This window comes from Brevundimonas sp. FG128, assembly GCF_057809775.1.
In genome coordinates this window covers 327,014-349,624 of record NZ_JBMDKP010000003.1, presented here as the reverse complement: position 1 = coordinate 349,624, position 22,611 = coordinate 327,014, and the positions used below count along the sequence as shown (strand labels likewise).

At 67.7% G+C, this 22,611-nt stretch carries 25 protein-coding genes; 13 read left to right on the top strand and 12 right to left on the bottom strand.

Annotated elements, in window-relative coordinates; translation table 11 throughout:
- Nucleotides 1–30 precede the first annotated feature (30 nt).
- Genes ACODSC_RS10195 through ACODSC_RS10185 form a run of 3 tightly spaced genes read left to right on the top strand, consistent with a single transcriptional unit; the run spans nt 31 to nt 4,180 of the window.
- Complete coding sequence (locus ACODSC_RS10195; protein ID WP_488813784.1) at nt 31–1,272, top strand: DUF418 domain-containing protein; 1,242 nt, start codon at nt 31–33, stop codon at nt 1,270–1,272.
- 53 nt (nt 1,273–1,325) lie between these two features.
- Nucleotides 1,326–3,209 (top strand): cobaltochelatase subunit CobT, encoded by a 1,884-nt coding sequence (gene cobT, locus ACODSC_RS10190; protein ID WP_488813783.1) that lies wholly within the window; start codon nt 1,326–1,328, stop codon nt 3,207–3,209.
- Entirely contained in the window at nt 3,206–4,180 is a 975-nt protein-coding gene (locus ACODSC_RS10185; RefSeq protein WP_488813782.1) for an esterase-like activity of phytase family protein, read from the top strand. Before cobT ends, ACODSC_RS10185 begins: the two co-directional genes overlap by 4 nt.
- A 3-nt stretch (nt 4,181–4,183) precedes the next feature.
- Here the strand turns inward: ACODSC_RS10185 and ACODSC_RS10180 are convergent, their stop codons facing one another.
- The 3 genes from ACODSC_RS10180 to otsB are packed head-to-tail and all read right to left on the bottom strand — an operon-like array spanning nt 4,184 to nt 8,200.
- Nucleotides 4,184–5,596: an alpha,alpha-trehalose-phosphate synthase (UDP-forming) gene (locus ACODSC_RS10180; RefSeq protein WP_488813781.1), complete on the bottom strand. Its 1,413-nt coding sequence runs from the start codon at nt 5,594–5,596 to the stop codon at nt 4,184–4,186.
- Nucleotides 5,597–5,653: 57 nt separating this feature from the next.
- Nucleotides 5,654–7,438, bottom strand: a complete 1,785-nt coding sequence (locus ACODSC_RS10175) for a glycoside hydrolase family 15 protein (protein ID WP_488813780.1) — start codon at nt 7,436–7,438, stop codon at nt 5,654–5,656.
- A 3-nt stretch (nt 7,439–7,441) separates the two neighbouring features.
- Complete coding sequence (gene otsB, locus ACODSC_RS10170) at nt 7,442–8,200, bottom strand: trehalose-phosphatase (RefSeq protein WP_488813778.1); 759 nt, start codon at nt 8,198–8,200, stop codon at nt 7,442–7,444.
- Nucleotides 8,201–8,366: 166 nt separating this feature from the next.
- On the opposite strand from otsB, the gene ACODSC_RS10165 reads away from it, so the two are divergent.
- The 6 genes from ACODSC_RS10165 (at nt 8,367) to truA (ending at nt 12,367) form a co-directional block, all read left to right on the top strand.
- Complete coding sequence (locus ACODSC_RS10165) at nt 8,367–9,359, top strand: KpsF/GutQ family sugar-phosphate isomerase (protein ID WP_488813777.1); 993 nt, start codon at nt 8,367–8,369, stop codon at nt 9,357–9,359.
- Nucleotides 9,356–9,757, top strand: coding sequence for an acyl-CoA thioesterase (locus ACODSC_RS10160; protein ID WP_488813776.1), 402 nt, complete (start codon nt 9,356–9,358; stop codon nt 9,755–9,757). Before ACODSC_RS10165 ends, ACODSC_RS10160 begins: the two co-directional genes overlap by 4 nt.
- 71 nt (nt 9,758–9,828) lie before the next feature.
- Nucleotides 9,829–10,404 carry a peptide deformylase gene (def, locus tag ACODSC_RS10155; protein ID WP_488813775.1) on the top strand — a complete coding sequence of 192 codons (576 nt, stop codon included), beginning with the start codon at nt 9,829–9,831 and terminating at the stop codon, nt 10,402–10,404.
- Nucleotides 10,404–10,682 (top strand): hypothetical protein, encoded by a 279-nt coding sequence (locus ACODSC_RS10150; protein WP_488813774.1) that lies wholly within the window; start codon nt 10,404–10,406, stop codon nt 10,680–10,682. The genes def and ACODSC_RS10150 overlap by 1 nt, the downstream gene beginning before the upstream one ends.
- Nucleotides 10,683–10,700: 18 nt before the next feature.
- On the top strand, nt 10,701–11,624 hold the full coding sequence (gene fmt, locus ACODSC_RS10145; protein WP_488813773.1) for a methionyl-tRNA formyltransferase: 924 nt from the start codon (nt 10,701–10,703) through the stop codon (nt 11,622–11,624).
- Nucleotides 11,624–12,367 (top strand): tRNA pseudouridine(38-40) synthase TruA, encoded by a 744-nt coding sequence (gene truA, locus ACODSC_RS10140; protein ID WP_488813772.1) that lies wholly within the window; start codon nt 11,624–11,626, stop codon nt 12,365–12,367. The genes fmt and truA overlap by 1 nt, the downstream gene beginning before the upstream one ends.
- A 49-nt stretch (nt 12,368–12,416) precedes the next feature.
- On the opposite strand, the gene fabB is transcribed toward truA, so the two are convergent.
- The 3 genes from fabB to ACODSC_RS10125 all read right to left on the bottom strand — a co-directional run bounded on the left by fabB (nt 12,417) and on the right by ACODSC_RS10125 (nt 14,888).
- On the bottom strand, nt 12,417–13,634 hold the full coding sequence (fabB, locus tag ACODSC_RS10135) for a beta-ketoacyl-ACP synthase I (protein ID WP_488813771.1): 1,218 nt from the start codon (nt 13,632–13,634) through the stop codon (nt 12,417–12,419).
- Between the two features lie 64 nt (nt 13,635–13,698).
- A complete protein-coding gene (gene fabA, locus ACODSC_RS10130) occupies nt 13,699–14,235 on the bottom strand; it encodes a 3-hydroxyacyl-[acyl-carrier-protein] dehydratase FabA (protein WP_488813770.1) in 537 nt (178 codons plus the stop codon).
- A 68-nt stretch (nt 14,236–14,303) separates the two neighbouring features.
- Nucleotides 14,304–14,888 carry an SH3 domain-containing protein gene (locus ACODSC_RS10125; RefSeq protein WP_488813769.1) on the bottom strand — a complete coding sequence of 195 codons (585 nt, stop codon included), beginning with the start codon at nt 14,886–14,888 and terminating at the stop codon, nt 14,304–14,306.
- A gap of 65 nt (nt 14,889–14,953) precedes the next feature.
- Here ACODSC_RS10125 and ACODSC_RS10120 point away from each other — a divergent pair, with 65 nt between their 5' ends.
- Complete coding sequence (locus tag ACODSC_RS10120; RefSeq protein WP_488813768.1) at nt 14,954–15,940, top strand: 2-hydroxyacid dehydrogenase; 987 nt, start codon at nt 14,954–14,956, stop codon at nt 15,938–15,940.
- A 12-nt stretch (nt 15,941–15,952) separates the two neighbouring features.
- On the opposite strand, the gene ACODSC_RS10115 is transcribed toward ACODSC_RS10120, so the two are convergent.
- Nucleotides 15,953–17,161 (bottom strand): DUF6880 family protein, encoded by a 1,209-nt coding sequence (locus ACODSC_RS10115; protein ID WP_488813767.1) that lies wholly within the window; start codon nt 17,159–17,161, stop codon nt 15,953–15,955.
- Nucleotides 17,162–17,282: 121 nt separating this feature from the next.
- On the opposite strand from ACODSC_RS10115, the gene ACODSC_RS10110 reads away from it, so the two are divergent.
- Nucleotides 17,283–17,534 (top strand): hypothetical protein, encoded by a 252-nt coding sequence (locus ACODSC_RS10110; protein ID WP_488813766.1) that lies wholly within the window; start codon nt 17,283–17,285, stop codon nt 17,532–17,534.
- Nucleotides 17,535–17,536: 2 nt separating this feature from the next.
- Here the strand turns inward: ACODSC_RS10110 and ACODSC_RS10105 are convergent, their stop codons facing one another.
- The 3 genes from ACODSC_RS10105 to ACODSC_RS10095 all read right to left on the bottom strand — a co-directional run bounded on the left by ACODSC_RS10105 (nt 17,537) and on the right by ACODSC_RS10095 (nt 19,225).
- Nucleotides 17,537–18,274: a HesA/MoeB/ThiF family protein gene (locus tag ACODSC_RS10105; protein ID WP_488813765.1), complete on the bottom strand. Its 738-nt coding sequence runs from the start codon at nt 18,272–18,274 to the stop codon at nt 17,537–17,539.
- A gap of 48 nt (nt 18,275–18,322) precedes the next feature.
- The gene (locus tag ACODSC_RS10100) at nt 18,323–18,733 is read right to left on the bottom strand and encodes a BLUF domain-containing protein (RefSeq protein WP_488813764.1); all 411 of its coding nucleotides are present in this window, start codon (nt 18,731–18,733) and stop codon (nt 18,323–18,325) included.
- Nucleotides 18,734–18,820: 87 nt separating this feature from the next.
- The gene (locus ACODSC_RS10095; protein ID WP_488813763.1) at nt 18,821–19,225 is read right to left on the bottom strand and encodes a BLUF domain-containing protein; all 405 of its coding nucleotides are present in this window, start codon (nt 19,223–19,225) and stop codon (nt 18,821–18,823) included.
- 132 nt (nt 19,226–19,357) lie between these two features.
- On the opposite strand from ACODSC_RS10095, the gene hslV reads away from it, so the two are divergent.
- Complete coding sequence (hslV, locus tag ACODSC_RS10090; RefSeq protein ID WP_488813762.1) at nt 19,358–19,927, top strand: ATP-dependent protease subunit HslV; 570 nt, start codon at nt 19,358–19,360, stop codon at nt 19,925–19,927.
- Between the two features lie 16 nt (nt 19,928–19,943).
- Here the strand turns inward: hslV and ACODSC_RS10085 are convergent, their stop codons facing one another.
- Nucleotides 19,944–20,525 carry a ClpP family protease gene (locus ACODSC_RS10085; protein ID WP_488813761.1) on the bottom strand — a complete coding sequence of 194 codons (582 nt, stop codon included), beginning with the start codon at nt 20,523–20,525 and terminating at the stop codon, nt 19,944–19,946.
- Entirely contained in the window at nt 20,525–20,731 is a 207-nt protein-coding gene (locus tag ACODSC_RS10080; RefSeq protein ID WP_488813760.1) for a hypothetical protein, read from the bottom strand. Before ACODSC_RS10080 ends, ACODSC_RS10085 begins: the two co-directional genes overlap by 1 nt.
- A gap of 153 nt (nt 20,732–20,884) precedes the next feature.
- Between ACODSC_RS10080 and hisS the strand changes: the two genes are divergently transcribed.
- On the top strand, nt 20,885–22,375 hold the full coding sequence (gene hisS / locus ACODSC_RS10075) for a histidine--tRNA ligase (protein WP_488813759.1): 1,491 nt from the start codon (nt 20,885–20,887) through the stop codon (nt 22,373–22,375).
- The last annotated feature ends 236 nt before the right edge of the window (nt 22,376–22,611 follow it).

The window sequence follows — 22,611 nt, the reverse complement described above, 5'->3', positions numbered from 1 at the left end:
CGGCCCGCTTCAGGATCGGGGGATCCAAGGATGGCGACGACGGTTCACGAGACCCAGGCGACGCCGTTGACCGCACCGACGGAGCCCCGCGCAAGGATTGCGCCGCTGGACCTGATCCGCGGCCTGTCCGTCCTGGGCATACTGGCGGTCAACGCCGCCGGTTTCGCGGCCCCCATGTCGGCCTATGGCGTCCCCGGACTGTGGCCCTTCCCCGACAGCGGCGCGGCGGCCGTGTCGCAGTGGATCGTCGACGCCTTCTTCCATCAGAAGTTCATCGCCCTGTTCTCCATGCTGTTCGGCGTGTCGCTGTTCCTGGTCGGGGGCGAACGCGGCGATGAGGCCCGCGGCAGGCTGCTGCGTCGCCGATTGTTCTGGCTGGCGATCTTCGCCCTGTGCCACGGGCTGGCGCTGTGGTGGGGCGACGTGCTGTTGCTCTACGCCTGGTCCGGCCTGTTCGTCATGTTCGCCCGGTCGTGGCGGCCCCGCACCCTCTTCACCGTCGGGGTGATCCTGTTCGGCCTGTTCTGGACGCTTCAGCTGCTGGGGTCGCTGAGCCTGCAATTCGCTCCGCCCGAGACGCAGGCCGAGGTGATGGCCCGGCTTCAATCCTCTGTCGAAAGGATCGCCGAGGTCCGCGCCCAGACGGCGGACGCCGCCGGGTCGCTGGCCGGGGCCTATCGCCAGAACCTGAACGGCTGGATCGCCCTGCAGGGGCCCAGCCTGATGGCCTTCGTCATTCCCACCGTCGGGCTGATGATGATCGGCCTGGGGCTGTTCAAGACCGGTTTCCTGTCGGGCGGGCGGGGGCGTCGCGCCTATGGCGTCGCCCTGGCCGTGGGCGCTGCGGCCCTGGCGGTCGTGGCCCTGCTGACCTGGGGCGGCGACGGGACGGGGGGCCAGCCGTTGTGGGCGGCGGGCGTGGAGGGCCTGTTGAACCCGTTGGTCGGACTGGGTTACGCCTCGGCGCTGATCCTGCTGTGGAAAGGCGGGGCGGCGCGTTTCCTGTCGCCCCTGGCGGCGACGGGACGAATGGCCCTGACCAACTATCTGACCCAGTCCCTGATCATGAGCAGCCTGTTCTACGGCGGGCGCGGCCTGGGGTTGATGGGGCAGGTGGATCGGCCGGCGCTGTGGGGCGTGGTCGTCGGCGTGTGGGCCTTGCAGCTGATCTGGTCGCCGCTGTGGCTGTCGCGGTTCCGCATGGGGCCGCTGGAGTGGGTTTGGCGCTGTCTGACCTATGGCCGCCGCATGCCGATCCTGAAGGCTGGCTGAAAAGGCGGCTGACGGCGCTTTTATCACAGGCGCGAACGGACTAACTGAGGGCCATGGCCGCCCCGGATACTCCCGCCGAAACCTTCAAGCGCGCGCTGGGCCACGCCGCGCGCGCGCTGGCCGAACAGCCAGAGCTGGAAGTCATGTTCGGGTCCGACGGTCCCAAGTTGGCGAACGGCGTCCTGACCCTGCCGCACCCGCCGCGCGATCCATCCGGCCCCGAGAGCGCCTCTCTGCGCGGCCAGGCCGACCGGCTGGCGCTGCGACTGGCTAACCACGACGAGGCCGTGAACAGCCGGATGCGGCCGGCCGATACCAAGGCGGCCGAGGTGTTCGACGCGGTCGAGCAGGCGCGGGTCGAGGCGTTCGGCTCGGAACATCTGGCCGGGGTGCGCGACAACCTGGGCGCCGCCCTTCTGACCAGACTGGAAAAGACCGGCGCCCTGCGCATCAACGAGGCCGACCGCGTGCCGGTGTCCGAGGCCGTGGCGCTTCTGGTGCGTGAGCGACTGACCGGACGGCCCGCGCCCGACGGCGCCAAGGCCATGCTGGATCTGGTCCGCGCCAATATCGAGGCCAAGGCGGGCGCCAAGCTGGACGCCCTGGCCGGCACCGCGGGCGATCAGGAAGGCTTTGCGCTGAAGATGCGCGAGGTGCTGCGCGCCCTGGACCTCGACCCCGGCGACGGGCGCGGCGAGGACTCCTCAGAAGATCCCGGCGACGAGGAACCCGATCCCCAGGATCCGGCCGCCGACGACGATCAGGACGAGGAGGAAGACGAGGACGGCGGCGAGGGCTCCCAGTCGATGGAGGGCGACGCCGACGATCAGTCCTCGGAAGAAGAACGCGAGAGCCGCCCCAAGGGCGCGCCCGCCGATCCCGACGGCGAAGGCTCCGACGAAGGCCCGGAGTTGCAGGAAGGCCAGCAGCCCAACCGCCAGCAGACGGCCGACGACGGGCGGGCGGTCGACTTCTACCGCGTCTTCACCACCGCCTTCGACGAGGTGGTGGACGCCGCCGACCTGTGCGATCCGGTCGAGCTGGACCGGCTGCGCGCCCTGCTGGACGGCCAGCTGGCCATCCTGTCCAGCGTCGTCTCGCGCCTGGCCAACAAGCTGCAACGTCGCCTGCTGGCCCAGCAGAACCGCTCCTGGGTCTTCGATCTGGAAGAGGGGATGCTGGACACCGCCCGGCTGACGCGGATCGTCACCGATCCGACCGCCCCCCTGTCGTTCAAGGCCGAGAGCGAGAGCCCGTTCCGCGACACGGTCGTGACCCTGCTGCTGGACAACTCCGGCTCGATGCGCGGGCGGCCGATCATGGTGGCGGCGGTCTGCGCCGACATCCTGGCCCGCACCCTGGAACGCTGTGGCGTCAAGGTCGAGATCCTGGGCTTCACCACCCGCGCCTGGAAGGGCGGACAAAGCCGCGAGGCCTGGATCACCGCCGGCAAGCCCGCTAATCCGGGCCGTCTGAACGACCTGCGCCACATCATCTACAAGGCCGCCGACGCGCCCTGGCGCCGGGCCAAGAAGAACCTGGGCCTCATGATGCGCGAGGGCCTGCTGAAGGAAAATATCGACGGCGAGGCCCTGCAATGGGCGCACAATCGCCTGCTGGCCCGCACCGAGCAGCGGCGTATCCTGATGGTCATCTCCGACGGCTCGCCCGTGGACGACTCGACCCAGTCGGCCAATGCTGCGCTTTATCTGGACAAGCACCTGCGTCAGGTGATCGCCGAGATCGAGGATCGCTCCCCCGTCGAACTGCTGGCCATCGGCATCGGCCACGACGTGACCCGCTGGTATCGCAAGGCCCTGACCATCGTGGACGTGGAACAGCTGGCGGGCGCCATGACCGAGAAGCTGGCCGAACTGTTCGAGAATGAAGGCGCGGCCGGTCCCACGCGACGGACGCGAAAGAAGCTGGCGGCATGAGCCGTTTCGGCCGGCTGGCGTCCGTCTGGATCGCCCTGTCGCTGACGGCCTGCGCCGCCTCGCTGGGCGCGCCCCGCCCCTATCCGTTGTCGGCCGACGGGTGGACGCCCGGCGTCGCGGAACTGAAGAGTGTCGGCCTGGGCCTGCCCGGCGGCGCCCAGCTGGCGGAGGGCGTGCGGTTCGCCGGCGGACTGCGGATCGTCGCCGCACCGACCTCGCCGCTGCACAGCCTGTCGGATCTCAAGCTGACCGGCGACGGCGGCTTCGTCACGGTGTCGGATGCGGGCGATCTGGTGCGCGGCGACATTCGCCTGGACGCCGCCGGGCGGCTGATCGGCCTGGATCATTTCCGCTCGCGCCGCCTGACGCTGGAAGACGGGCGGACGATCGCCGACAAGCAGGACGGCGACGCCGAGGGGCTGGCCATCACCCCCTCCGGCGATCTGCTGGTCAGTTTCGAACGGCGCCACCGGATCTGGAACTACGGCCCGCTGTCGGCTCTCAAGACCCAGCCGACACCGATGCGGGCGCCCGACTTCGCCTTCACCGAAAATGACGGGATGGAAGGCTTAGCCGTCTCGCCCAACGGCTGGCGCGTCTCGGGCGAGGCCGGCGGCGTCTGGGATTGCTCATCGGCCCGGTGCACCGTCGTGACCGCTCCGCCCGAGACGCCCATTCCCGATAGCGACTACCGCATCACCGGCCTGGATCGTGATCCGTCCGGCGACGGATGGTTCGTGGTCCAGCGGCTGTATCGTGCGCCCATCGACATGCGCGCCCGCGTGCGCCGCATGGCCCCGGATGGAACCCTGGGGCCGATCCTGATCGAGCTGAAACTACCTGGCACCACCGACAATTTCGAAGGGGTCGCCGCCGAGACGCGTCATGGCAAGACGCGCCTCTACATCCTGTCCGACGACAACTTCAATCCGGCCCAGCGCACCCTGATGCTGGCCTTCGACCTGAGCTGACCGTCAGGCGGCCCCGGCCCACTGGGTCGATTGAGCCGTCGCGTCGTCGGCGCGCAGCGCGCGCACGAAATCGTCTCGCCAGATGCCTACGTCGGTGGCGCGCACCACCTCCATCAGGGCCTCCCATTTCCGAATACGTTCGGCCTGCGGCATGGTCAGCGCCTTCTGAATGGCGTCCGACAGCTCCTCGCGGCTGTAGGGATTGACCAGCAGGGCCTCGCCCATCTGCTCGGCCGCCCCGGCGAAGCGCGACAGGATCAGCACGCCCGGATCTTCGGGGTTCTGGGCGCAGACATATTCCTTGGCCACCAGGTTCATGCCGTCACGCAGCGGCGTGACCAGTCCGACCCTCGCCGCGCGATAGATGCCGGCCAGCTGATCGCGGCGGTAGGTGCGGTTCAGATATCGGATCGGCTGCCAGTCCATGTCGCCGAAGGCGCCGTTGATCCGCCCCGCCAGGGCGTCGAGCCGCGCGCGAATATCCTGATAGGAATCCACGTCGTCGCGCGAGATCGGCGTGACCTGCAACAGGAAGACCTCGCCCCGCATCGAGGCGTTGTCGTGCAGGAACTGCTCATAGCCGAGCAGCCGCTCTTCCAGCCCCTTGGAATAGTCCAGCCGGTCAACGCCCACCATCATCGACCGGAAGGCCGAGGACGCCGCCATCCGGTCATAAGTCCGCGCGCCCAGGGTCGAGTTCCGCGCCGCCAGGAAGCCGTCCACATCGATGCCGATGGGGAAGACGCCGGTCTGGACCTTGCGTCCGAAACACTCCAGCCCGCCGGTCCCGTCCAGTTCGCCCTGGGCCTCCGAGACCACATAGTCGGTGAACAGGTCGCTCCATTCCTGGGTGTGGAAGCCGATTAGGTCGAAGTCGAACATCGACTCCACCAGCCGCCGATGATGCGGCAGCGTCACCAGCAACTGACGCGCCGGCCAGGGCGTGTGCAGGAAGAAGCCGATCCGGTTCCTGATCCCCAGCCGGCGCAGGTCCCGCGCCATAGGGATCATGTGATAGTCGTGGATCCAGATCATGTCGTCGGGCTGGATCAACGGGGCCAGCACCTCGGCGAAGCGGCGGTTCACCCGCTCGTAGCCCTCGCCATACGACCGCTCGTACTGGGCCAGGTCGATCCGGTGGTGGAACAGCGGCCACAACGTCTTGTTGGCGTAGCCGTTGTAGTATTCGTCGACGTCCTGGGCTTCCAGATCCACCAGACCGACGGTAACGCCGGCCCGGTCCTCGATCTTCACCTCGCCGGTCCACTGTTCGACCGTCTCGCCCGACCAGCCGAACCAAAGGCCGTCGTATTTTCGCAGGGCCGCCGACAGCGCCATGGCCAGCCCCCCCGCTGACCCTGCTGCAGGGTCGGAAGGGGCGGAAACCCGGTTGGATACGACGATCAGGCGGCTCATGACTTCACTTCAGGCGGCGACCCCAGCCCCGGGGTCAGAAACACGACGGTCGGCGATTCAACGCACATCGGTCCAGGAACGGCTCAACATCACGGCGCAATTGATGATGCCGACCAGGGAATAGGTCTGCGGATAGTTGCCCCACAACTCGCCGTCCTCGATGGAGATGTCTTCGCTCAGCAGGCCCGCATGGGTCCGTCGCGCCAGCATTTCCTCGAAGATGGCGCGCGCCTCTTCGACGCGGCCGTTCTGGTGCAGGGCCTCGATGAACCAGAAGGTGCAGAAGTTGAACGCCGTCTCCGGTTCCCCGAAATCATCCGGCTCGACGTAGCGGAACAGGAAGGCCCCCTTCTTCAGATCGCGCTCGATGGCGTCGAAGGTGGCCACCTGACGCGGATCGTGGGCGTCGAGGAACCCCAGGTCCGTCAGTTGCAACAGGGAGGCGTCCAGTTCCCGTCCCCCGAAACTGGCGGCGAACCGCCCCTCGTCCGGCAGGAAGGCTTCGGCTTCGATCCGTGTACGGATCGTCGCCGCCCGCTCACGCCAGACTTCGCCCCGGGCGTGCAACCCCAGATGGTCCGCCGCCTTGGCCAGGCGGTCGCAGGCGGCCCAGCACATCACCGACGAATAGGTATGCACCCGCGCGATGGTGCGAAACTCCCACAGGCCCGCGTCGGTCTGATCGTGCATGGCGAAGGCCCGCTCTCCGACCTTTTCGAGCGCATAGAAGTCGTCCACCGTGCCGGGCCGCAGCAGGCGCTCGTCATAGAAGGCCTGGACCAGAGGCAGGACGATCTGGCCATAGACGTCGTGCTGCAGGTGCTCATGCGCCTGATTGCCGATGCGCACGGGCTTCATGCCGCGATAGCCCTCGACCGTATCGACGATGCTTTCGCCGATGCCCGGCTCCAGACCGACGCCATAGACCGGCTGGACGTGACCGCCGCCGGAGTTGTCGACCAGGTTGCGCAGATAGACGAGATAGTTCTCAAGGATGTCGACCGCGCCCAGCCGGTTCAACGCCCGCACCGTGTAATAGGCGTCGCGGATCCAGCAGTAGCGATAGTCCCAGTTCCGGCCGCTCTCCTTGAACTCGGGCACCGAGGTGGTCATGGCGGCGACGATGGCCCCCGTCTCCTCATAGGCGCAAAGCTTGAGGGTGATGGCCGCCCGGATGACGGCCTCCTGGTAATCCAGCGGCAGATAGAGTTTGCGCACCCAGTCCTGCCAATAGGCGACGGTGCGATCCAGCGCCGCCTGGACGCCCGGCCCGACATCCTGATCGTACCCCTCGTCCGGGCCGAGGAAGAAGGCGTAGGGTCGCTCCAGCCGGAAGATCCGCTCGTTCAGCACGTGCGACACTGGACAGTCGGTGGTCAGACGGAAGGTCACATCCGGGCACATGAAGCGGATGTGGTTGGAGCCGGACGTGCAAGGCGCGGGCCTCGCGCCCCAGTCGGCCGACGGCCGAAGGCGGATGCGGATGCGCGGCGTCCCCTCCAGCGGCCGCACGATGCGCCCGAACGCCAGCGGCCGATAGGTGCGCGAATGCTTCGGATGACGCGGCGCGAAGTCGATAATCTCGACCGCCGCGCCGTCCTCCGCCGTCAGGACGGTGCGCAGCACGGGCGTATTGCGGATATAGGCCTGGCTGACGTGCTTCAGCCCTTCCAGCTCGACCGACCAGAAACCGTGATCGGGATCATCGCCGTTCATCAGGCTCGAGAAGACTGGATCGCCGTCGACCCGCGGCGCGCAGGCCCAGACGAAGCGGCCCTGGCGGTCGATCAGAGCGCTGACAGCGCAGTTGCCGATGGGGAAAAGGTCAAGATTGGGCGTCATCGATCAGGCCTCCGCCACGGCTTCGAGCCAGGTCAGCACAGCGTCCACGTCGTCCAGCCGGTAACGCGCCGCCGTCGGCCGCTCAGGCCCCACCAGCACGCCGTATCCGCCCCGCGCCTTCGCGGCCTCGAACCCGTATTCGTCAGTCAGGTCGTCGCCCAGCATGACCGGGACCGCGCCCTTGAACGGCGCCTCGTCCATGAAGGCGGCCACGGCCGTCCCCTTGTCGGCGCCGGGCGTCTTCAGTTCCAGCACCATGTGGCCGGGTTGCAGCGTCAAGCCGGTTTCGGCCTGCAGGCGGTCGGCCAACCGCTCGGCCGCCGAGGCCTCGTCCGGCGCCAGGCGATAGTGCAGGCCGGCGGACACGCCCTTGTCCTCGACAATCACCCCGGGGCGTTGGGCGGCGAAATCGGTGAAAGCTTCCAGCGCCCTGGCCACGCCGGCGTCGGCAGACTGGCGCTGGATCGATCCGTCCTTCAGCCGCCGCTCCAGGCCGTGGACGCCCGAGCCGGACACCAGGGCGTTGTCGGAAATGCGGTCGATCTCGGCCAGAGTTCGCCCACTGACGATCGCGACGCGTCCTTCCAGACGCGCCTCAACCGCCGTGAGAACCGCCGTGCGTCGCGCGACAGGGCCTACAGCATCCGGCGTCGGCGCCATCGGCGCCAGCACCCCGTCCATGTCGAGAAACAGCGCGATTCCGTCGGCCCGGACGGGCGGCGGCGGCAACAACAGTTCGGCGGCTCCGGCGTGAGACGTCATGCAGAATTCAACTCTTTTTATCCGACTTCCCCAGCGCACCCTAACGCATCAGAGCAGCAAAGGTTGACCCGAAACTGACAAAGTCGTCTGAAAGGACGCATTGTGATCGCGCCGTCCGGCGCGGTCACAGGTGAAAAAGGAGAGCCCGGCTGCGGGCCGACGGACCATGACCGAGATCGTTCATTCCACCCCCGAAGACATCGCCGTCATGACGGACCGCGCCCGCGAGGTCGTCCAGTTGAACATCGAGGCCCTGCAAGCGCTGGAGCGGGCCATCGACGTCTCCATGGCCCGCGCCGTCGACGTCATCATGAGCCGTCCCGGCTATGTGGTCGTCACAGGGATGGGCAAGTCGGGCCATATCGGCGGCAAGATCGCCGCGACCCTGGCCTCGACGGGCACCAACGCCTTCTTCGTTCACCCCGCTGAAATGAGCCACGGCGACCTGGGCATGCTGCGCCCGGACGTGACCGTCCTGGCCATCTCCAACTCGGGCGAGAGCCGCGAACTGCGCGACCCCCTGATTTATTGCCAGCGCAACGGCATCCCCGTGATCGCCATCACCCAGCGCCCGACGAGTTTCCTGGGCCGCAACGCCGCAGTCTGTCTGACCATGCCCAAGGTGGCCGAGGCCTGCCCCAACGGCCTGGCGCCGACGACCTCGACCTTGATGACGCTCGCACTCGGCGATGCTCTCGCCATGGTGCTGATGGATCGCCGTCAGTTCACCGCCATGGACTTCGGCCTTCATCATCCCGGCGGCGCCCTGGGCATGAGCCTGCAGAGCGTGCGCGAATGGATGGGCGACAACGCCGCCGTCCCCGCCAGCGTGCCACTGGGCGCCAGCTTCAGCGAGGTCGTCTCGGCCATCACCGAGGGCCGCAAGGGCGCGGTCGCCGTGCTGGATGCGGACGGCGCCCTGGCCGGCATCGTCACCGACGGCGACCTGCGCCGCGCCTTCCAGCGCGACACGACCAATCTGACGGCCGCCGACATTATGGGCCCCAACCCGATCACGGTCGATCCGGACGCCCGTATGAGCGACGTGGTCGATCTGCTGACCGCCAACAAGATCGCCAACCTGTTCGTGGTCGAAGACGGCAGACCTACGGCCATCGTTCATGTCGCCGAACTGATGCAGGCCGGTTACGTCGCATGACGGACGCTCCCGCATCCCCGCCCGACACCCAGCCCGTCGGCCGCATCATCGCCATGCCGGCCGACACCAATCCCGAGGGCGACATCTTCGGCGGGTGGTTGCTGGCGCAGATGGACGTGGCAGGGGCGACGCCGGCGTTCGAACTGGCGTGCGGGCGGTGCGCCACCGTGGCCCTGGACGGGATGGTGTTCCACCAGCCGGTCTCGGTCGGCGACGAGGTCAGCATCTACGCCCATGTGGTCAGTACGGGCCGCACCTCGATCCGCGTGCATGTCGAGGCCTGGAAGCGCGCGCGGGGCCAGCCGCTGGCGACCTCGGTTCGCGTGACCCAGGGTGTCTTCACCTATGTGGCCATCGACGAGAACCGCAAACCCCGGCCCCTGCCGGGCAAGGAATAAGGCGGAGTCCAAGTCCGACCGCTGCGGTCGGAAATCTTGACCTCGCGCCAGGTCGGGCCTACGTCCCGGCCATGGCCATCCGACGCATTCTCACCATCGACATCCCCGCCGACCTGGCGATCCTGAAGCAGGTTTCCCAGCCCGTTGCGGCCGTGGACGACGCCGTCCGCACCCTGATGGACGACATGCTGGAGACCATGTACGACGCGCCGGGCATCGGCTTGGCCGCCGTGCAGATCGGCGCTTTGGACCGGGTCATCGTCATGGACCTGGGCGACAAGGACGGCGTGGTCTGCGAGACCGAGGAAGAAGCGGCCGAAAACGCCGAGGCGCGCAAGAATCCGCGCTTCTTCGCCAACCCGGAAATCCTGTGGACCTCGGACGAGCTCTACACCTACGAGGAAGGCTGCCTGTCGATCCCCGAGTATTTCGACAAGGTGGAACGCCCGGCCCGCGTCCGCATTCGCTATCTGAACCGTGACGGTCAGTCGGTGGAGGAAGAGGCCGAGGGTCTCTACGCCGTCTGCATCCAGCACGAGATGGACCACCTTAACGGCGTGCTCTTCATCGACCATCTGTCGCGTCTCAAGCGGGATCGCGCCGTGACCAAGGTCAAGAAGGCCGCCCGCGACAGGATCGCCGCCTGATGACCAAGATCGTTCGCCCCGAACGTATTGAACGCGCCGCGCGTCGGGTCGCGCCGTCCATTCCGCGCGGTCGCTCGCTGATCATCGATTCCTCGGGCCGTCGTCGCCTGACCCGCAATCAGAAGATCGGCGTCGCCGGGGTCGCGACCCTGGCCGGCGTCGCGCTGCTGGGCGTGGTGGCGGGCCTGCTGCTGGACCGTTTGCTCGACTTCGATGACGCCCTGGATGCGGGCGGCGAATGGGACGAGGGCGGCGGCGTCTTCACCCGCTGGCAGTAAACCTCTAAAGGCGTGCCCATGCGCCTTGCCTTCATGGGAACTCCCGACTTCGCCGTGCCGTCCCTGGCCGAGCTGATCGCCTCGGGCCACGAGATCGTCGCCGTCTATTCTCAGCCGCCGCGCCCCAGGGGCCGGGGTCAGAAGCTGACGCCGTCGCCGGTTCACGCCTTCGCCGAAACCATGGGCCTGCCCGTCTTCACGCCCGAGTCGATGAAGAGCCCGGACGCGATCGCCGCCTTCCAGAGCCTGGATCTCGACGCCGCCTGCGTCGTCGCCTACGGCCAGATTCTCAAGGCCGAGGTGCTGGATGCGCCCCGCCTCGGCTGTTTCAACCTTCATGGGTCGCTGCTGCCCCGTTGGCGCGGCGCGGCGCCGATCCAGCGCGCCATCATGGCCGGCGACGCCCAGACCGGCGTCCAGATCATGCAGATGGGCGTGGGCCTGGACGAAGGCCCCATCCTGCTGACCGAACTGATGGACATCCGCGCCGACGACACGGCCGCCACCCTGTCCGAGCGCATGTCCCATGTCGGCGCCGGCTTGTGGCCCCGGGCGCTGGCCGCCATCGAACGCGGCAGCGTCACGCCGTCGGAGCAGGTCGGCGAACCGACCTATGCGAAGAAGATCACCCCCGCCGAAGCCCGCATCGACTGGACCCGCCCCGCCGCCGAGGCGGACGCCCACATCCGCGGCCTGTCCCCCTTCCCCGGCGCCTGGTTCGAAGCGCCTTCCGACACCGGGCCGGTGCGGGTGAAGGCCCTGCTGTCGGCCCTGGCGGACGGCTCGGGCGCGCCCGGCGAGATTCTGGACGACGCCCTGACCGTGGCCTGCGGAACCGGCGCCGTGCGCCTGATCCGTGTCCAGCGCGAGGGCAGGGCGGCGCAATCGGCTGAGGACATACTGCGCGGCTTTGCCCTGCCGGCCGGGACCGCGCTCGGCTGATGCCGCGCTACAAGCTGACCATCGAGTACGACGGCACGGCCTACAACGGCTTTCAGGCTCAGGACGGCCAGCCGACCGTTCAGGGCGCGCTGGAAGCCGCCATCCACGCCTTCTCGGGCGAGCGGATCCGCATCGCCGCCGCCGGCCGCACCGACACTGGCGTCCATGCGACGGCCCAGGTCATCCACGCCGATCTGAAACGCGACTGGCCCGTCGATACGGTGCTGAACGCCATAAACGCCCACCTGATCAAACAGGACGTGTGCGTCCTGTCGGCCGACTACGCCCCCGATCCTGACTGGCACGCCCGGTTCTCGGCGACCGGCCGGGGCTATCTGTACAGGATCCTGAACCGCCGCCCCCAGCCGGTGCTGGAGCGGGACCGGGTCTGGCACGTCAAGAAGACCCTGGACGCCGAGGCCATGCACCACGCCGCCCAGGTCCTGGTCGGCCACCACGACTTCACCACCTTCCGCGACATGGGCTGCCAGTCCAAGTCGCCGGTCCGCACCCTGGACGTGGCCCGCGTCTCCCGCCTCGGCGAGGAGGTGCATCTGGTCTTCCAGGCCCGCAGCTTCCTGCACCGCCAGGTGCGGTCGATGGCCGGCACCCTGGTCGAGGTGGGGCTGGGCCGCTGGACCGCTCACGACGTGAAACAGGTGCTGGAGGCGAAGGACCGTGCCCGGTGCGGGCCGGTCGCCCCATCGGCGGGGCTTTATCTGTCGGGCGTCCGCTACGACTGAACCCTAACCGCTCATCCCGGCGAAAGCCTGGATGAGCGGAAAAGGGAGGTCAGACCTTGCTGAGGATCAGCGTGCCGTTCGTGCCGCCGAAGCCGAAGCTGTTGGACATGACGTGGGTCAGTTCCACGTCCTTGCGTTCGCGCAGGATGGGCATGCCCTCGAACGCCGGATCGAGGTTTTCGATATGGGCGCTCTCGGCGGCGAAACCGTTCTGCATCATCAGCAGGCAGTAGATGGCTTCCTGCGCGCCGGCCGCGCCGAGCGAGTGGCCCGTCAGCGACTTGGTCGAGGAGATCAGCGGCATGTCGGCGCCGAAGACCGTGCGGACGGCCTCCATCTCCTTGGAATCGCCGACCGGGGTCGAGGTGCCGTGCGGGTTCAGATAGTCGATCGTCGGATTGCCGGCCTGTTCCAGCGCGATCTTCATGCAGCGCTGGGCGCCTTCGCCCGAAGGGGCGACCATGTCGTAGCCGTCGGCGTTGGCGCCGTAGCCGGTGACTTCGGCCAGAATGGTCGCGCCGCGCGCCTTGGCCCGCTCGTATTCCTCAAGCACCACAATGCCCGCGCCGCCGGCGATGACGAAGCCGTCGCGGTTGGCGTCATAGGCGCGCGAGGCGACCGAGGGCGTCTCGTTGAAGTTGGACGACATGGCGCCCATGGCGTCGAACATGTTCGACATGGACCAGTCGATGTCCTCGCAACCGCCGGCGAAGACCACGTCCTGCTTGCCCCACTGAATCTGTTCGACCCCGGCGCCGATGCAGTGGGCGGACGTCGCGCAGGCCGAGCTGATCGAATAGTTGATCCCGCGCATCTGGAACCAGGTGGACAGGACGGCCGACGGGCCGCTGGCCATGGCCTTGGGCACGGCGAACGGGCCGATGCGCTTGGGCGATGTCTTCTCGATGGTGGTGGCCGCCGCCTGCAGGATCACCTGGGTCGAGGGGCCGCCCTCGCCGACGATCAGGCCGATGCGGTCGTCCTTGATCTCGTCCGCCGTCATGCCTGACGACTTCAGCGCCTCTTCGAAGGCGATGTGCGCCCAGGCCGTGCCGTTGGCCAGGAAACGGGCCGCGCGGCGGTCGATCAGCTCTTCCCACGGGCCGATCTTGGGCGGGGCCCAGACCTGGCTGCGGAAGCCGTATTTGGCGTGATCCGCGGCATGGACGACGCCCGAACGGGCTTCGCGCAGGGACTGGGTGACCTCCTCGGCGCCGTGGCCGATGGAAGAGACGATGCCCAGGCCGGTGACGACGACACGACGCATTGTGTTTCCTTTTTATGCTTCTCGACCCGGGGGTCTTCCGCCTTGTTCGCGGTTATATAGGGGCTCAGCCGCCGACAGGCTCGTCCTTGGTCGCGCCAAAGAGTCCGACCCGCATGTCGTTGCAGGTGTAGATCACCTCGCCGTCGGCCTCCAGCACGCCGTCGGCGATGCCCATGACCAGTTTGCGGTTGATGACGCGCTTCAGGTTGATCTTGTAGACCACCTTCTTGATGTCCGGCGTGACCTGGCCGGTGAACTTGACCTCGCCGACGCCCAGGGCGCGGCCCTTACCGGGGCCGCCGATCCAGCCCAGGTAGAAACCGACCAGTTGCCACATGGCGTCCAGACCCAGGCAGCCGGGCATGACCGGGTCGCCGATGAAGTGGCACTGGAAGAACCAGAGCTCGGGATTGATGTCGAGTTCCGCCTCGACATAGCCCTTGCCGTGGGTCCCGCCATCGGCCGAGATCTGGGTGATCCGGTCGAACATCAGCATGGGTGGAGCGGGCAGCTGGGCGTTGCCGGGACCGAACAGTTCGCCGCGCCCGGAGGCGAGCAAGGCCTCGTGATCGAAGGACGAGGGGTATTGGGACTGGGTCAAGGCGGTTCCGTTGCGTCTGCTGTTGCGTGCGGGTTACACGACCGCGCGACTTCGCTCAACAGCGGGCGTCAGTCGCGTCCCGTTCCCGCCGGACGGTTGGCGTTGCACAGCGCTCGCGCCTGGGTTCCGAACACCGCCCGTTCCTGGACCCAGCCGCGCAAGCGACGCGCCCGCACCTCGCACCAGCCGTCCTCGCATTCGTCCAGCGACACCAGCGAGCGGGGCGACAGGCGCGCCCGCACGGCCGAGGCCTGGGACTTGGCGGCGTGGATCATCACTTCGTCCGCCGAGGTATTGAACACAGACCGACGGCCCGACGACACCGTGCGGTGGATCCAGGCCACGGCCCCGTCCGGGTCGCAGATCTTGCGCCATTCGGTCGTCTCGGCGATCACCTGCACCGGCAGGCCGGCGGCGCGGTATTCCCACAGGATCGGATAGTCCAGCCCCGGCCCCTGGCGGGCGCGGACATGCGAGGACTTCAGCGAGATCCAGCGCGGCACCTGAAGCCCGGTGGGCGTGGGACGCCCGTCCGGCATGGTCTGGAGCCCGCCCGTCATCACCCCCAGCCCGCCGAAACACAGCGGGACGACCAGGACGACGACGGTGCGACGCAGGAGCTTTTGGAAGATGGCGGCGGCTTTGCTAGACACTGAATGGAACGACCCGTCGCGCGGGCCTCGATTCCATGATCGCCGCCCGCAAACCAAGGCCCGCAATGTCCGCCCGCAAGCTTAAGGTCGTATTAACCAGACGCCTGCCCGACGCGGTGGAAACACGGATGCGCGAACTGTTCGACGCGGAGTTGAACCTGAAGGATCAGCCGATGGACAGGGTGGACTTGCAGGCCGCCGTCCAGCGTGCCGAAGTTCTGGTCCCGACCATCACCGATGTGATCGACGCCGAACTGATCAATGGGGCTGGCGAGCAGCTGAAGATGATCGCCAACTTCGGCGCCGGGGTGGACCATATCGACATCGACGCGGCCGTGGCGCGCGGCATCATCGTCACCAACACCCCCGGCGTCCTGACCGAGGATACCGCCGACCTGGCCATGAGCCTGATCCTGGCTGTCAGCCGCCGAATCGTCGAGGGCGCACAAGTCGTCGCCGAGGGCCGATTCGAGGGCTGGACCCCGACCTGGATGTGCGGGCGCAAACTGTGGGGCAAGCGGCTGGGCGTCGTCGGCATGGGCCGGATCGGCCAGGCCCTGGCCCGCCGCGCCAAGGCCTTCGGGCTTCAGGTCCATTATCATAACCGCAAGCCCGTCTCGGCCCTGATCGAGGAAGAGCTGGGCGCCACCTATTGGGACGACCTGGACCAGATGCTGGCGCGGATGGACATCGTCTCGCTGAACTGCCCGGCGACGAGGGACACCCACCACCTGCTGTCGGCCGAACGCCTGGCCCGGCTTCAGCCCCACGCCATCCTGATCAATACCGCGCGCGGCGAACTGATCGACGAGGCGGCCCTGGCCCAGGCCGTCGCCATGCGCGCCCTGTCCGGCGTCGGCCTGGACGTGTTCGAGAACGAGCCGGACATCCATCCCGGCCTGCTGGGCCAGCCCAACGTCGTCCTGCTGCCCCATCTGGGCTCCGCCACCCTGGAAGCCCGCCAGGACATGGGCGACCGCGTCATCGCCAACGTCATGACCTATCAGAACGGCCATCGCCCGCCGGACCGGGTCATCCCCGCGATGCTTTAGGCCGGCGATGCTTTAGGCCGACGCCAGCAGCCGCTCGGCCGCATCGGGATATTTCTGCGCCAGCCGCGCCGCCCAGTCGGCCTTCATGGGTAAGGGGGCGCGAACCTCGCGGATGCGGCGTTCGACCAGGGCCGCCGCCTCCCGGTGGGCGGGCCAGTCCATCAGGAAGCCCAGGGCCGTCTCGAAATCCGGATAGGTCGCAGCGTGCGCCAGGGCGCGATCCAGCGCCTCCACGTCGTCGAAGTCCGGCAAGCGCGCCAGATAGGTTCTCAGCACGGGCGCGGACAGGTCGCGTTCGAACATCGCCCAGCGCAGCGCCTGCGCCTTGGCCTTGCGCCCCTCGGCGTCGAGCAGGTCGATCGACGCCGCCTCCCAGGCCGGCGTCAGGACGGGCGATCCAGCCTGGGGCGAACGCCCGAAGGTCCAGCGCCGGTTGCCTGCCGAGGGCTTCAGCGCCCCCTCCAGCGCCTGTCGCGCCTCCGGCACGCGATCCGCGATCAGCAACCGCTTGGCCATCGCCGCCGCGAAGTCCGGCGAGCCCCGCTCGTCCGGCGTGGTCAATGACAGCCACAGGTCCAGATCGCCGGCCCGGTCCGCCAGTCGTCGCACGACCGTTCGCATCCCTCGCGCGCTCGACGTCTTGTCCAGATGGTCCAATAGCCGCCTGGCCAGGTCCGCCGTCAGGTCCTCGCCGCCTGCGCCGATCCAGCGGGCGTATTCCAGCGGTTGGCGTTCCACCGCCTGGGTCAGAGGCGCGACGGCCTTTTCGTCCGCCTGAACCACAGCCTCGGCGATCCGCCACAGATCGGGCGCCGCCGTCTCGAACGCCGCCGCCAACTCGCCCTTCTGGTCCTTCACCCGCGTCGCCAGACCGTGAAACAGATCGAACCAGCCGATCAGCCGCTCCAGCCCCTCCCCCGGCGCCGCGACGGCCAGGTCATCCACGATAGCGCCGCGCAGAATCTCCAGATCCCGCAGCAGGTCCGGCCGCTTCCGCCACGACACTCGCGCCCGGCTGGCGGCGATGGTCGACAGCCGCTTGTCCAACTCCAACGCCAGAAGGTCAGGCCCGGCCTCGGCCGCCAGCACCAGCCTGAGCTTGCGTTTCAGGATGGCGTCCGCGTCGGCCGCCTGCATCAGCAGACCGCTGAGCCGATCCGCGCCTAGGGCCGCCAGGTTGGCGGCGGTCAGGCGTTTGGGAGAGGCAGGGCGTCGGGCCATCCGCCCTCCTTCTTCACAAGTCTGTCTAACAGGACACACACCGCTGTCGAAAACCACGGGCAGGGGAGGAACCGCTGCGAGCGAGCTTCGTTTCCGGCGCCTGTGTATGAGGAAGCGTGCGTTGGACTCCTACTTTTGCATCGTCAACCTGCCCGGCGTGCCGGTGCGGGATATCTGCTTTCTCGACGCCAAGCATGACACGGCGGCCAATCAGGCGCTGGAGGGAATCGCCCGCACCTGGGTCGGGTTCGAGACCCTGTATCTGTATTGCGGCGAACAACTGGTGACGGTGCTCAGCAATCCCGCCCTGGGGTTCGCGGCGCCGCCTCTGGATTTCGCCCTGACGGATGTCCGGTTCGCCACGGCGGCCTGAGGTCAAAGCCCGCAGACCGGACAAGTCGGGTCTGCGGCGACCCTTACGGTCCGGGCCGTGCCCGCCAGACCGTCATAGAGGAGCAGCCGTCCGCTCAGCGCCTCGCCCGCCCCCGTGATCAGCTTGATCGTCTCCAGCGCCGCCATCGCGCCGATGACCCCCGCCAGCGCCCCCACCACGCCGACCCGCGAACAGGTTTCCGCATCCGGCGGGATCTCCGGCACCAGACATTGGTAGCAGGGCCGTCCGCCGAACACCCCGACCTGACCGTTCCAGCGGCCCAACGCGCCCGACACCAGGGGCTTGCCCGCCGTCACGCAGGCGGCGTTCACCCATAGCCGGGTCTGGAAATCGTCGGTCCCGTCCAGGACGATGTCGAAGGCCGCAATGCGCTCAGCCGCATTCTGATCGGTCAAACGCTCGGTGAAGGTCTCGATGTTCACATGCGGATTGAGCCCGCCCAGCCTTTCCGCCGCCGCCTCGACCTTGGGTCGGCCGATCTCGGGCGTGGAAAAGGCGATCTGCCGCTGCAGATTGGAAAGGCCGACCACGTCGTCGTCGATCAGACCCAGGGTCCCGACGCCCGCCGCCGCCAGATAAAGCGCCGCCGGGGCGCCCACGCCGCCCGCGCCGACGATCAGCACGCGTGCGCGTTTGAGGGCCTGCTGCCCCGGCCCGCCCACTTCGGACAGGACGAGGTGTCGGGCGTAGCGTTCGACTTCGTCTTCGGAAAAGGTCACGGCCCTATCTAGCGACCCCGGGGACGGGGCGCGAGAGCCGCCGTTCGTCTAAAGCGCGACCGCCATGGTGCGGCCCAACTCCGACAGCAGCAGGCCGGCGCGGGTGGGCGCGGCCGCCTCGGACAGGTCGCTGCTCAGGAAGCGCTCGATCTCGGGCGTGGTTTCCACGCGCGCCATGGCCCAATCAGGAAACAGCCGCTCGCTGATCGCGTCGTCGGAAAGAACGCGCAGGTTTTCGTGGCGGCGATCCTTGATGACCCGCGCCATCACGCGATCCAGGTCCACCCGGGCGCCCTCGAGCACCTGGAAGAACCGCCCCTCGTGGCGCATCAGCACGCCCGTCAGATGGTCGCGGCGATTGTTGCGGTCGGACACGCCGATGATGTCGATCAGGGCCATCAGGTTGGAGCCGACCGACCCCGTCGCCTTGCTGACATAAACGATACGGAACAACGCCATAACACACTCTACGCTTAACACGGGGCCAGACCCGGTCCCGTGGGGACCACTAATCGAATAGCGTTAACAGTTGGCGCCGCTGGCGCTTCAGGCGGCGAAGGCGCCGAGATCGTCGCTGGACAGCAACCGTTCCAGGCGAGGCGTTTCGAGCGCCGACAGCGGGCGGTCCTTCAGCAGGGCGCCGACCTGGATCTCCGTCAGGCGGCACAACCGCATCGGCTCCGACAGACGACGCTGCATGATCGGCCGATCCTCAAGGACACGCAGATTGGCGAGCCGGCCGTCCGTGGACAGCCGCCGCATCAGCCGATCCAGATCCGCGCGATCGCCCTCGATCATCTGAACGACCTGACCGTCGTGAAACAGCATGGCGGCGCTGATCTCGTCACGACGATTATTGCGCTCGGCCGCCCCCAAAATCTCGGCGAGCGACTGTTTCGATCGGCCGGCGGCCCCGACCGTTTCACTCACAAAGACGATGCGACAGAGCAATCCAATTTCTCTTTTTGGCACAATGTTGGACAGGATTTTGCCGTTATAGCGCTAACTTCGGTCGAAATATGACCTGGTGGTTGTATCGGGGCCCACCTTGATCGAACGACCGCCATTGGCCATCTGACCGCCATGACACGATCCTATGACGCCCCCTCCGCCTTCCCCGACTGGCACGGCACCACCATCCTGGCGGTGCGCAAGAACGGCCGCACGGTCATCGCCGGCGACGGCCAGGTCTCGATGGGGCCGACCATCGTCAAGGGCGCGGCGCGCAAGGTCCGAACCCTGGCGGGCGGCAAGGTGCTGGCGGGTTTCGCCGGGGCGACGGCCGACGCCTTCACCCTGATCGAGCGGTTGGAAGCCAAGCTGGAGCAGTACCCGGATCAGCTGGCCCGCGCCTGCGTGGATCTGGCCAAGGACTGGCGCACCGACCGCTATCTGCGTCGGCTGGAGGCCATGCTGCTGGTGGCGGACAAGTCGTCCATCTTCACCGTCACCGGGGTCGGCGACGTGCTGGAGCCGGAACACGGGGTCGCCGCCGTCGGTTCGGGCGGCAACTACGCCCTGTCGGCCGCCCGCGCCCTCATCGAAGAGACCGACCTCGACGCGGAACAGATCGCCCGCAAGGCCATGAAGATCGCCGCCGAAATCTGCGTCTACACCAACGGCAATCTGACGGTGGAGACCCTGGAAGCCTGACCGGCCGTTGAACGGCTCAAATCACTTCGGCGATCAGCCCGAGGGCCTTGGCGTCCTGGGCCTCGACGTACCAGTTCTCGGGCGCCTTGCGCAGCACGTCCTCCATGGTGATCGAAGAGCCGCGCACCAGGTTCTCGAAGCCCTCGTTCTGGATGGCTATGGAGTGTTCCAGCTCGTGCAGCACGGCCTTGACCGAGGCGATGCAGGTCGTCAGCGGGCCGGTGACCTGCAGATGCTTGTCCATCTTGCGCTCATGGATCATCACCCGCGTCCCGCGCGTCAGATAGCGGTTTGGGATGGCGAAGAAGCTCATGAAGGTGGCGCCGGCCGAATAGATGGCCGCCTTGCCCAGAAAGACCAGCCTGCGATCGGGATTGATCTCGGTCTGGAACCGCACGTCTTCGCCCATCATCCGCGCCACTTCCGGATCGCCGCCCAGGGTGGACAGTTCGACCACGACGAGGCCCGAGGTTGGCGCTTGCGACAGTTGGTCTCGGAAGCGCTCGTACATGGCGTAATCAACCGTCCCCGCCAGCAGGATGCGCGGTGCGTCGAAGGCTTTTGCGTTCAGAACGTCCGGCAGAGGTGCGGCAGACATCAACGCCCGTCCGGCGAGGACGGCTCTTCCCAGACAGGATAGCCCTGGGCCGAGGCCCAGGACCGGGCCTCTCCGATCGAGAAGAAGGCCTGCTCGCGAATGCGACGCGCGCCTGCGTCATCCACCAGTTCGCACTCCCACCATCGGATGGTGCGGCGGTCGGAGGTGGTGCAGGTCTTGGGGACGAGAAGGGCGTGTGGGGTCATGCGGCCCATCAACGGACCAGATTTCGCCTTCGTTCCTTGGATGTCGGTTTTTCTTTGCAGGAACAAGACGCTGACCCGATGCGCCGGGCCGATTCGAGGGGTCGCCGCAGGCGGTACGTTGCGATCGTCGCCCCCTTGGCTTAAGCGCGCGCCATGACCGACGACGCCCCCCTTCGCCCGCTCGCCCGCAATCCGCGCGGTTTCGCCGACAAGCGCGGCCGCGACCTGACCGCCGAGCGGCGCATCGTCGCCCGTGTGTCCGAAGTCTATGAGCGCTGGGGCTTCGAGCCGCTGGAGACGCCGGCCTTCGAATACGCCGACGCCCTGGGCAAATTCCTGCCCGACGCCGACCGGCCCAACGAAGGCGTCTTCGCACTTCAGGACGATGCGGGATCGGACGAGCCGGGCGACTGGATGGCCCTACGCTATGATCACACGGCGCCCCTGGCCCGGTTCGCAGCCCAGACGTGGGAGACCCTGCCCAAGCCATTCCGCCGCTACGCCTATGGCCCGGTGTGGCGCAACGAAAAGCCGGGTCCCGGCCGGTTCCGCGAGTTCTGGCAATGCGACGCCGACACCGTCGGTTCCGACCGACCCGAAGCCGACGCCGAGATCATCGCCATGGCCTGCGAAGGCTTGGCCGGGGCCGGCCTGGACGCTGGCCAAGCCCAGATCCGCGTCTCGAACCGCAAGCTGTTCGACGGCCTGTTCGACGCCGGCGGCGTGACCGAGGCCGGTCAGCGCCTGACGGCCCTTCGCGCCATCGACAAGTTCGACCGCCTGGGCTGGGAGGGCGTGGTCCAACTGCTGGGCGAAGGCCGCTTGGACGACTCCGGCGACTATACCAAGGGCGCAGGCCTGCCGGCCAAGGTCACGGCCGCCATCGAGGCCTTCCTGGCCTCTGCCAATACGCCGGGCCTGTCGCGGGCCGAGACGCTGGACGCCGTCGCCCGTTCCGGAGACCTGGGCGCGGCGGGCGAGGCGGCGCTGAACGAACTGGCGGCCATAGACCGGGCCTTGAGCGCCATGAAGGTCGGCCAGGAGGCGGTGAAGTTCGATCCGACCATCGTGCGGGGCCTGGAATATTACACCGGCGCCGTGTTCGAGGCCGAGCTGCTGCTGGACACCGTCGACGACAAGGGTCGACCGGTCCGCTTCGGCTCCATCGGCGGCGGCGGCCGCTATGACGACTTGGTTGCCCGCTTCACCGGCCAGAGCGTGCCCGCCACCGGCTTCTCCTTCGGCGTTTCGCGTCTGGCCTCAGCCCTGCGCGCCGCCGGACGCGGCGCCGAGGACGCCGTGCGCGGCCCCGTGGTGGTGATCGTCTTCTCCGAGGACGACATGGCCCATTATCTGACCGCCGTCGCCGAACTGCGCGCCGCGGGCGTCTCCGCCGAGCTCTATCTGGGTCGCGCGGGCATGAAGGCCCAGATGAAATACGCCGACCGGCGCGGATCGCCCGCCGTCGTCATCCTGGGCGGGGACGAGATCGCTGCCGGCGAGGTCACCATCAAGGATCTGGACGCCGGTCGGGCCGCCGCCGCCGCCATCACCGACAATGACGCCTGGAAGGCCGAGCGGCCGGGCCAGATGAAGATCCCGCGCGCCGGCCTGGTCGCCGCCATCCAGGACATTATCGAATAAGCTTCGAGAATGCGGGGCGGCCGGGATGTATTATCAGCGATAAGTCGAAGAAAGTTCGATTAAGCCCGAACGCGCCGTTGACGACCCGCCGGCCCTTGCGTCAAATGATCTCACTCGAGGGCAAGCGTTGCTCAAGCGCGCAGCACTCGAAGGCGTTTCGGGGAGGAAACGTCCGCTCTTCAAAGAGCGCGAAAGCCCGCTGCGATGTATCCCCCGCAGCGGGCTTTTTCGCGTCT

Excerpts from the sequence above, each read along its gene's own strand:
- ACODSC_RS10195 (WP_488813784.1), top strand. The coding sequence starts at position 31 with ATGGCGACGACGGTTCACGAGACCCAGGCGACGCCGTTGACCGCACCG.
- cobT (WP_488813783.1), top strand. The coding sequence starts at position 1,326 with ATGGCCGCCCCGGATACTCCCGCCGAAACCTTCAAGCGCGCGCTGGGC.
- ACODSC_RS10185 (WP_488813782.1), top strand. The coding sequence starts at position 3,206 with ATGAGCCGTTTCGGCCGGCTGGCGTCCGTCTGGATCGCCCTGTCGCTG.
- ACODSC_RS10180 (WP_488813781.1), bottom strand. The coding sequence starts at position 5,596 with ATGAGCCGCCTGATCGTCGTATCCAACCGGGTTTCCGCCCCTTCCGAC.
- ACODSC_RS10175 (WP_488813780.1), bottom strand. The coding sequence starts at position 7,438 with ATGACGCCCAATCTTGACCTTTTCCCCATCGGCAACTGCGCTGTCAGC.
- otsB (WP_488813778.1), bottom strand. The coding sequence starts at position 8,200 with ATGACGTCTCACGCCGGAGCCGCCGAACTGTTGTTGCCGCCGCCGCCC.
- ACODSC_RS10165 (WP_488813777.1), top strand. The coding sequence starts at position 8,367 with ATGACCGAGATCGTTCATTCCACCCCCGAAGACATCGCCGTCATGACG.
- ACODSC_RS10160 (WP_488813776.1), top strand. The coding sequence starts at position 9,356 with ATGACGGACGCTCCCGCATCCCCGCCCGACACCCAGCCCGTCGGCCGC.
- def (WP_488813775.1), top strand. The coding sequence starts at position 9,829 with ATGGCCATCCGACGCATTCTCACCATCGACATCCCCGCCGACCTGGCG.
- ACODSC_RS10150 (WP_488813774.1), top strand. The coding sequence starts at position 10,404 with ATGACCAAGATCGTTCGCCCCGAACGTATTGAACGCGCCGCGCGTCGG.
- fmt (WP_488813773.1), top strand. The coding sequence starts at position 10,701 with ATGCGCCTTGCCTTCATGGGAACTCCCGACTTCGCCGTGCCGTCCCTG.
- truA (WP_488813772.1), top strand. The coding sequence starts at position 11,624 with ATGCCGCGCTACAAGCTGACCATCGAGTACGACGGCACGGCCTACAAC.
- fabB (WP_488813771.1), bottom strand. The coding sequence starts at position 13,634 with ATGCGTCGTGTCGTCGTCACCGGCCTGGGCATCGTCTCTTCCATCGGC.
- ACODSC_RS10120 (WP_488813768.1), top strand. The coding sequence starts at position 14,954 with ATGTCCGCCCGCAAGCTTAAGGTCGTATTAACCAGACGCCTGCCCGAC.
- ACODSC_RS10115 (WP_488813767.1), bottom strand. The coding sequence starts at position 17,161 with ATGGCCCGACGCCCTGCCTCTCCCAAACGCCTGACCGCCGCCAACCTG.
- ACODSC_RS10100 (WP_488813764.1), bottom strand. The coding sequence starts at position 18,733 with ATGGCGTTGTTCCGTATCGTTTATGTCAGCAAGGCGACGGGGTCGGTC.
- hslV (WP_488813762.1), top strand. The coding sequence starts at position 19,358 with ATGACACGATCCTATGACGCCCCCTCCGCCTTCCCCGACTGGCACGGC.
- ACODSC_RS10085 (WP_488813761.1), bottom strand. The coding sequence starts at position 20,525 with ATGTCTGCCGCACCTCTGCCGGACGTTCTGAACGCAAAAGCCTTCGAC.
- ACODSC_RS10080 (WP_488813760.1), bottom strand. The coding sequence starts at position 20,731 with ATGACCCCACACGCCCTTCTCGTCCCCAAGACCTGCACCACCTCCGAC.
- hisS (WP_488813759.1), top strand. The coding sequence starts at position 20,885 with ATGACCGACGACGCCCCCCTTCGCCCGCTCGCCCGCAATCCGCGCGGT.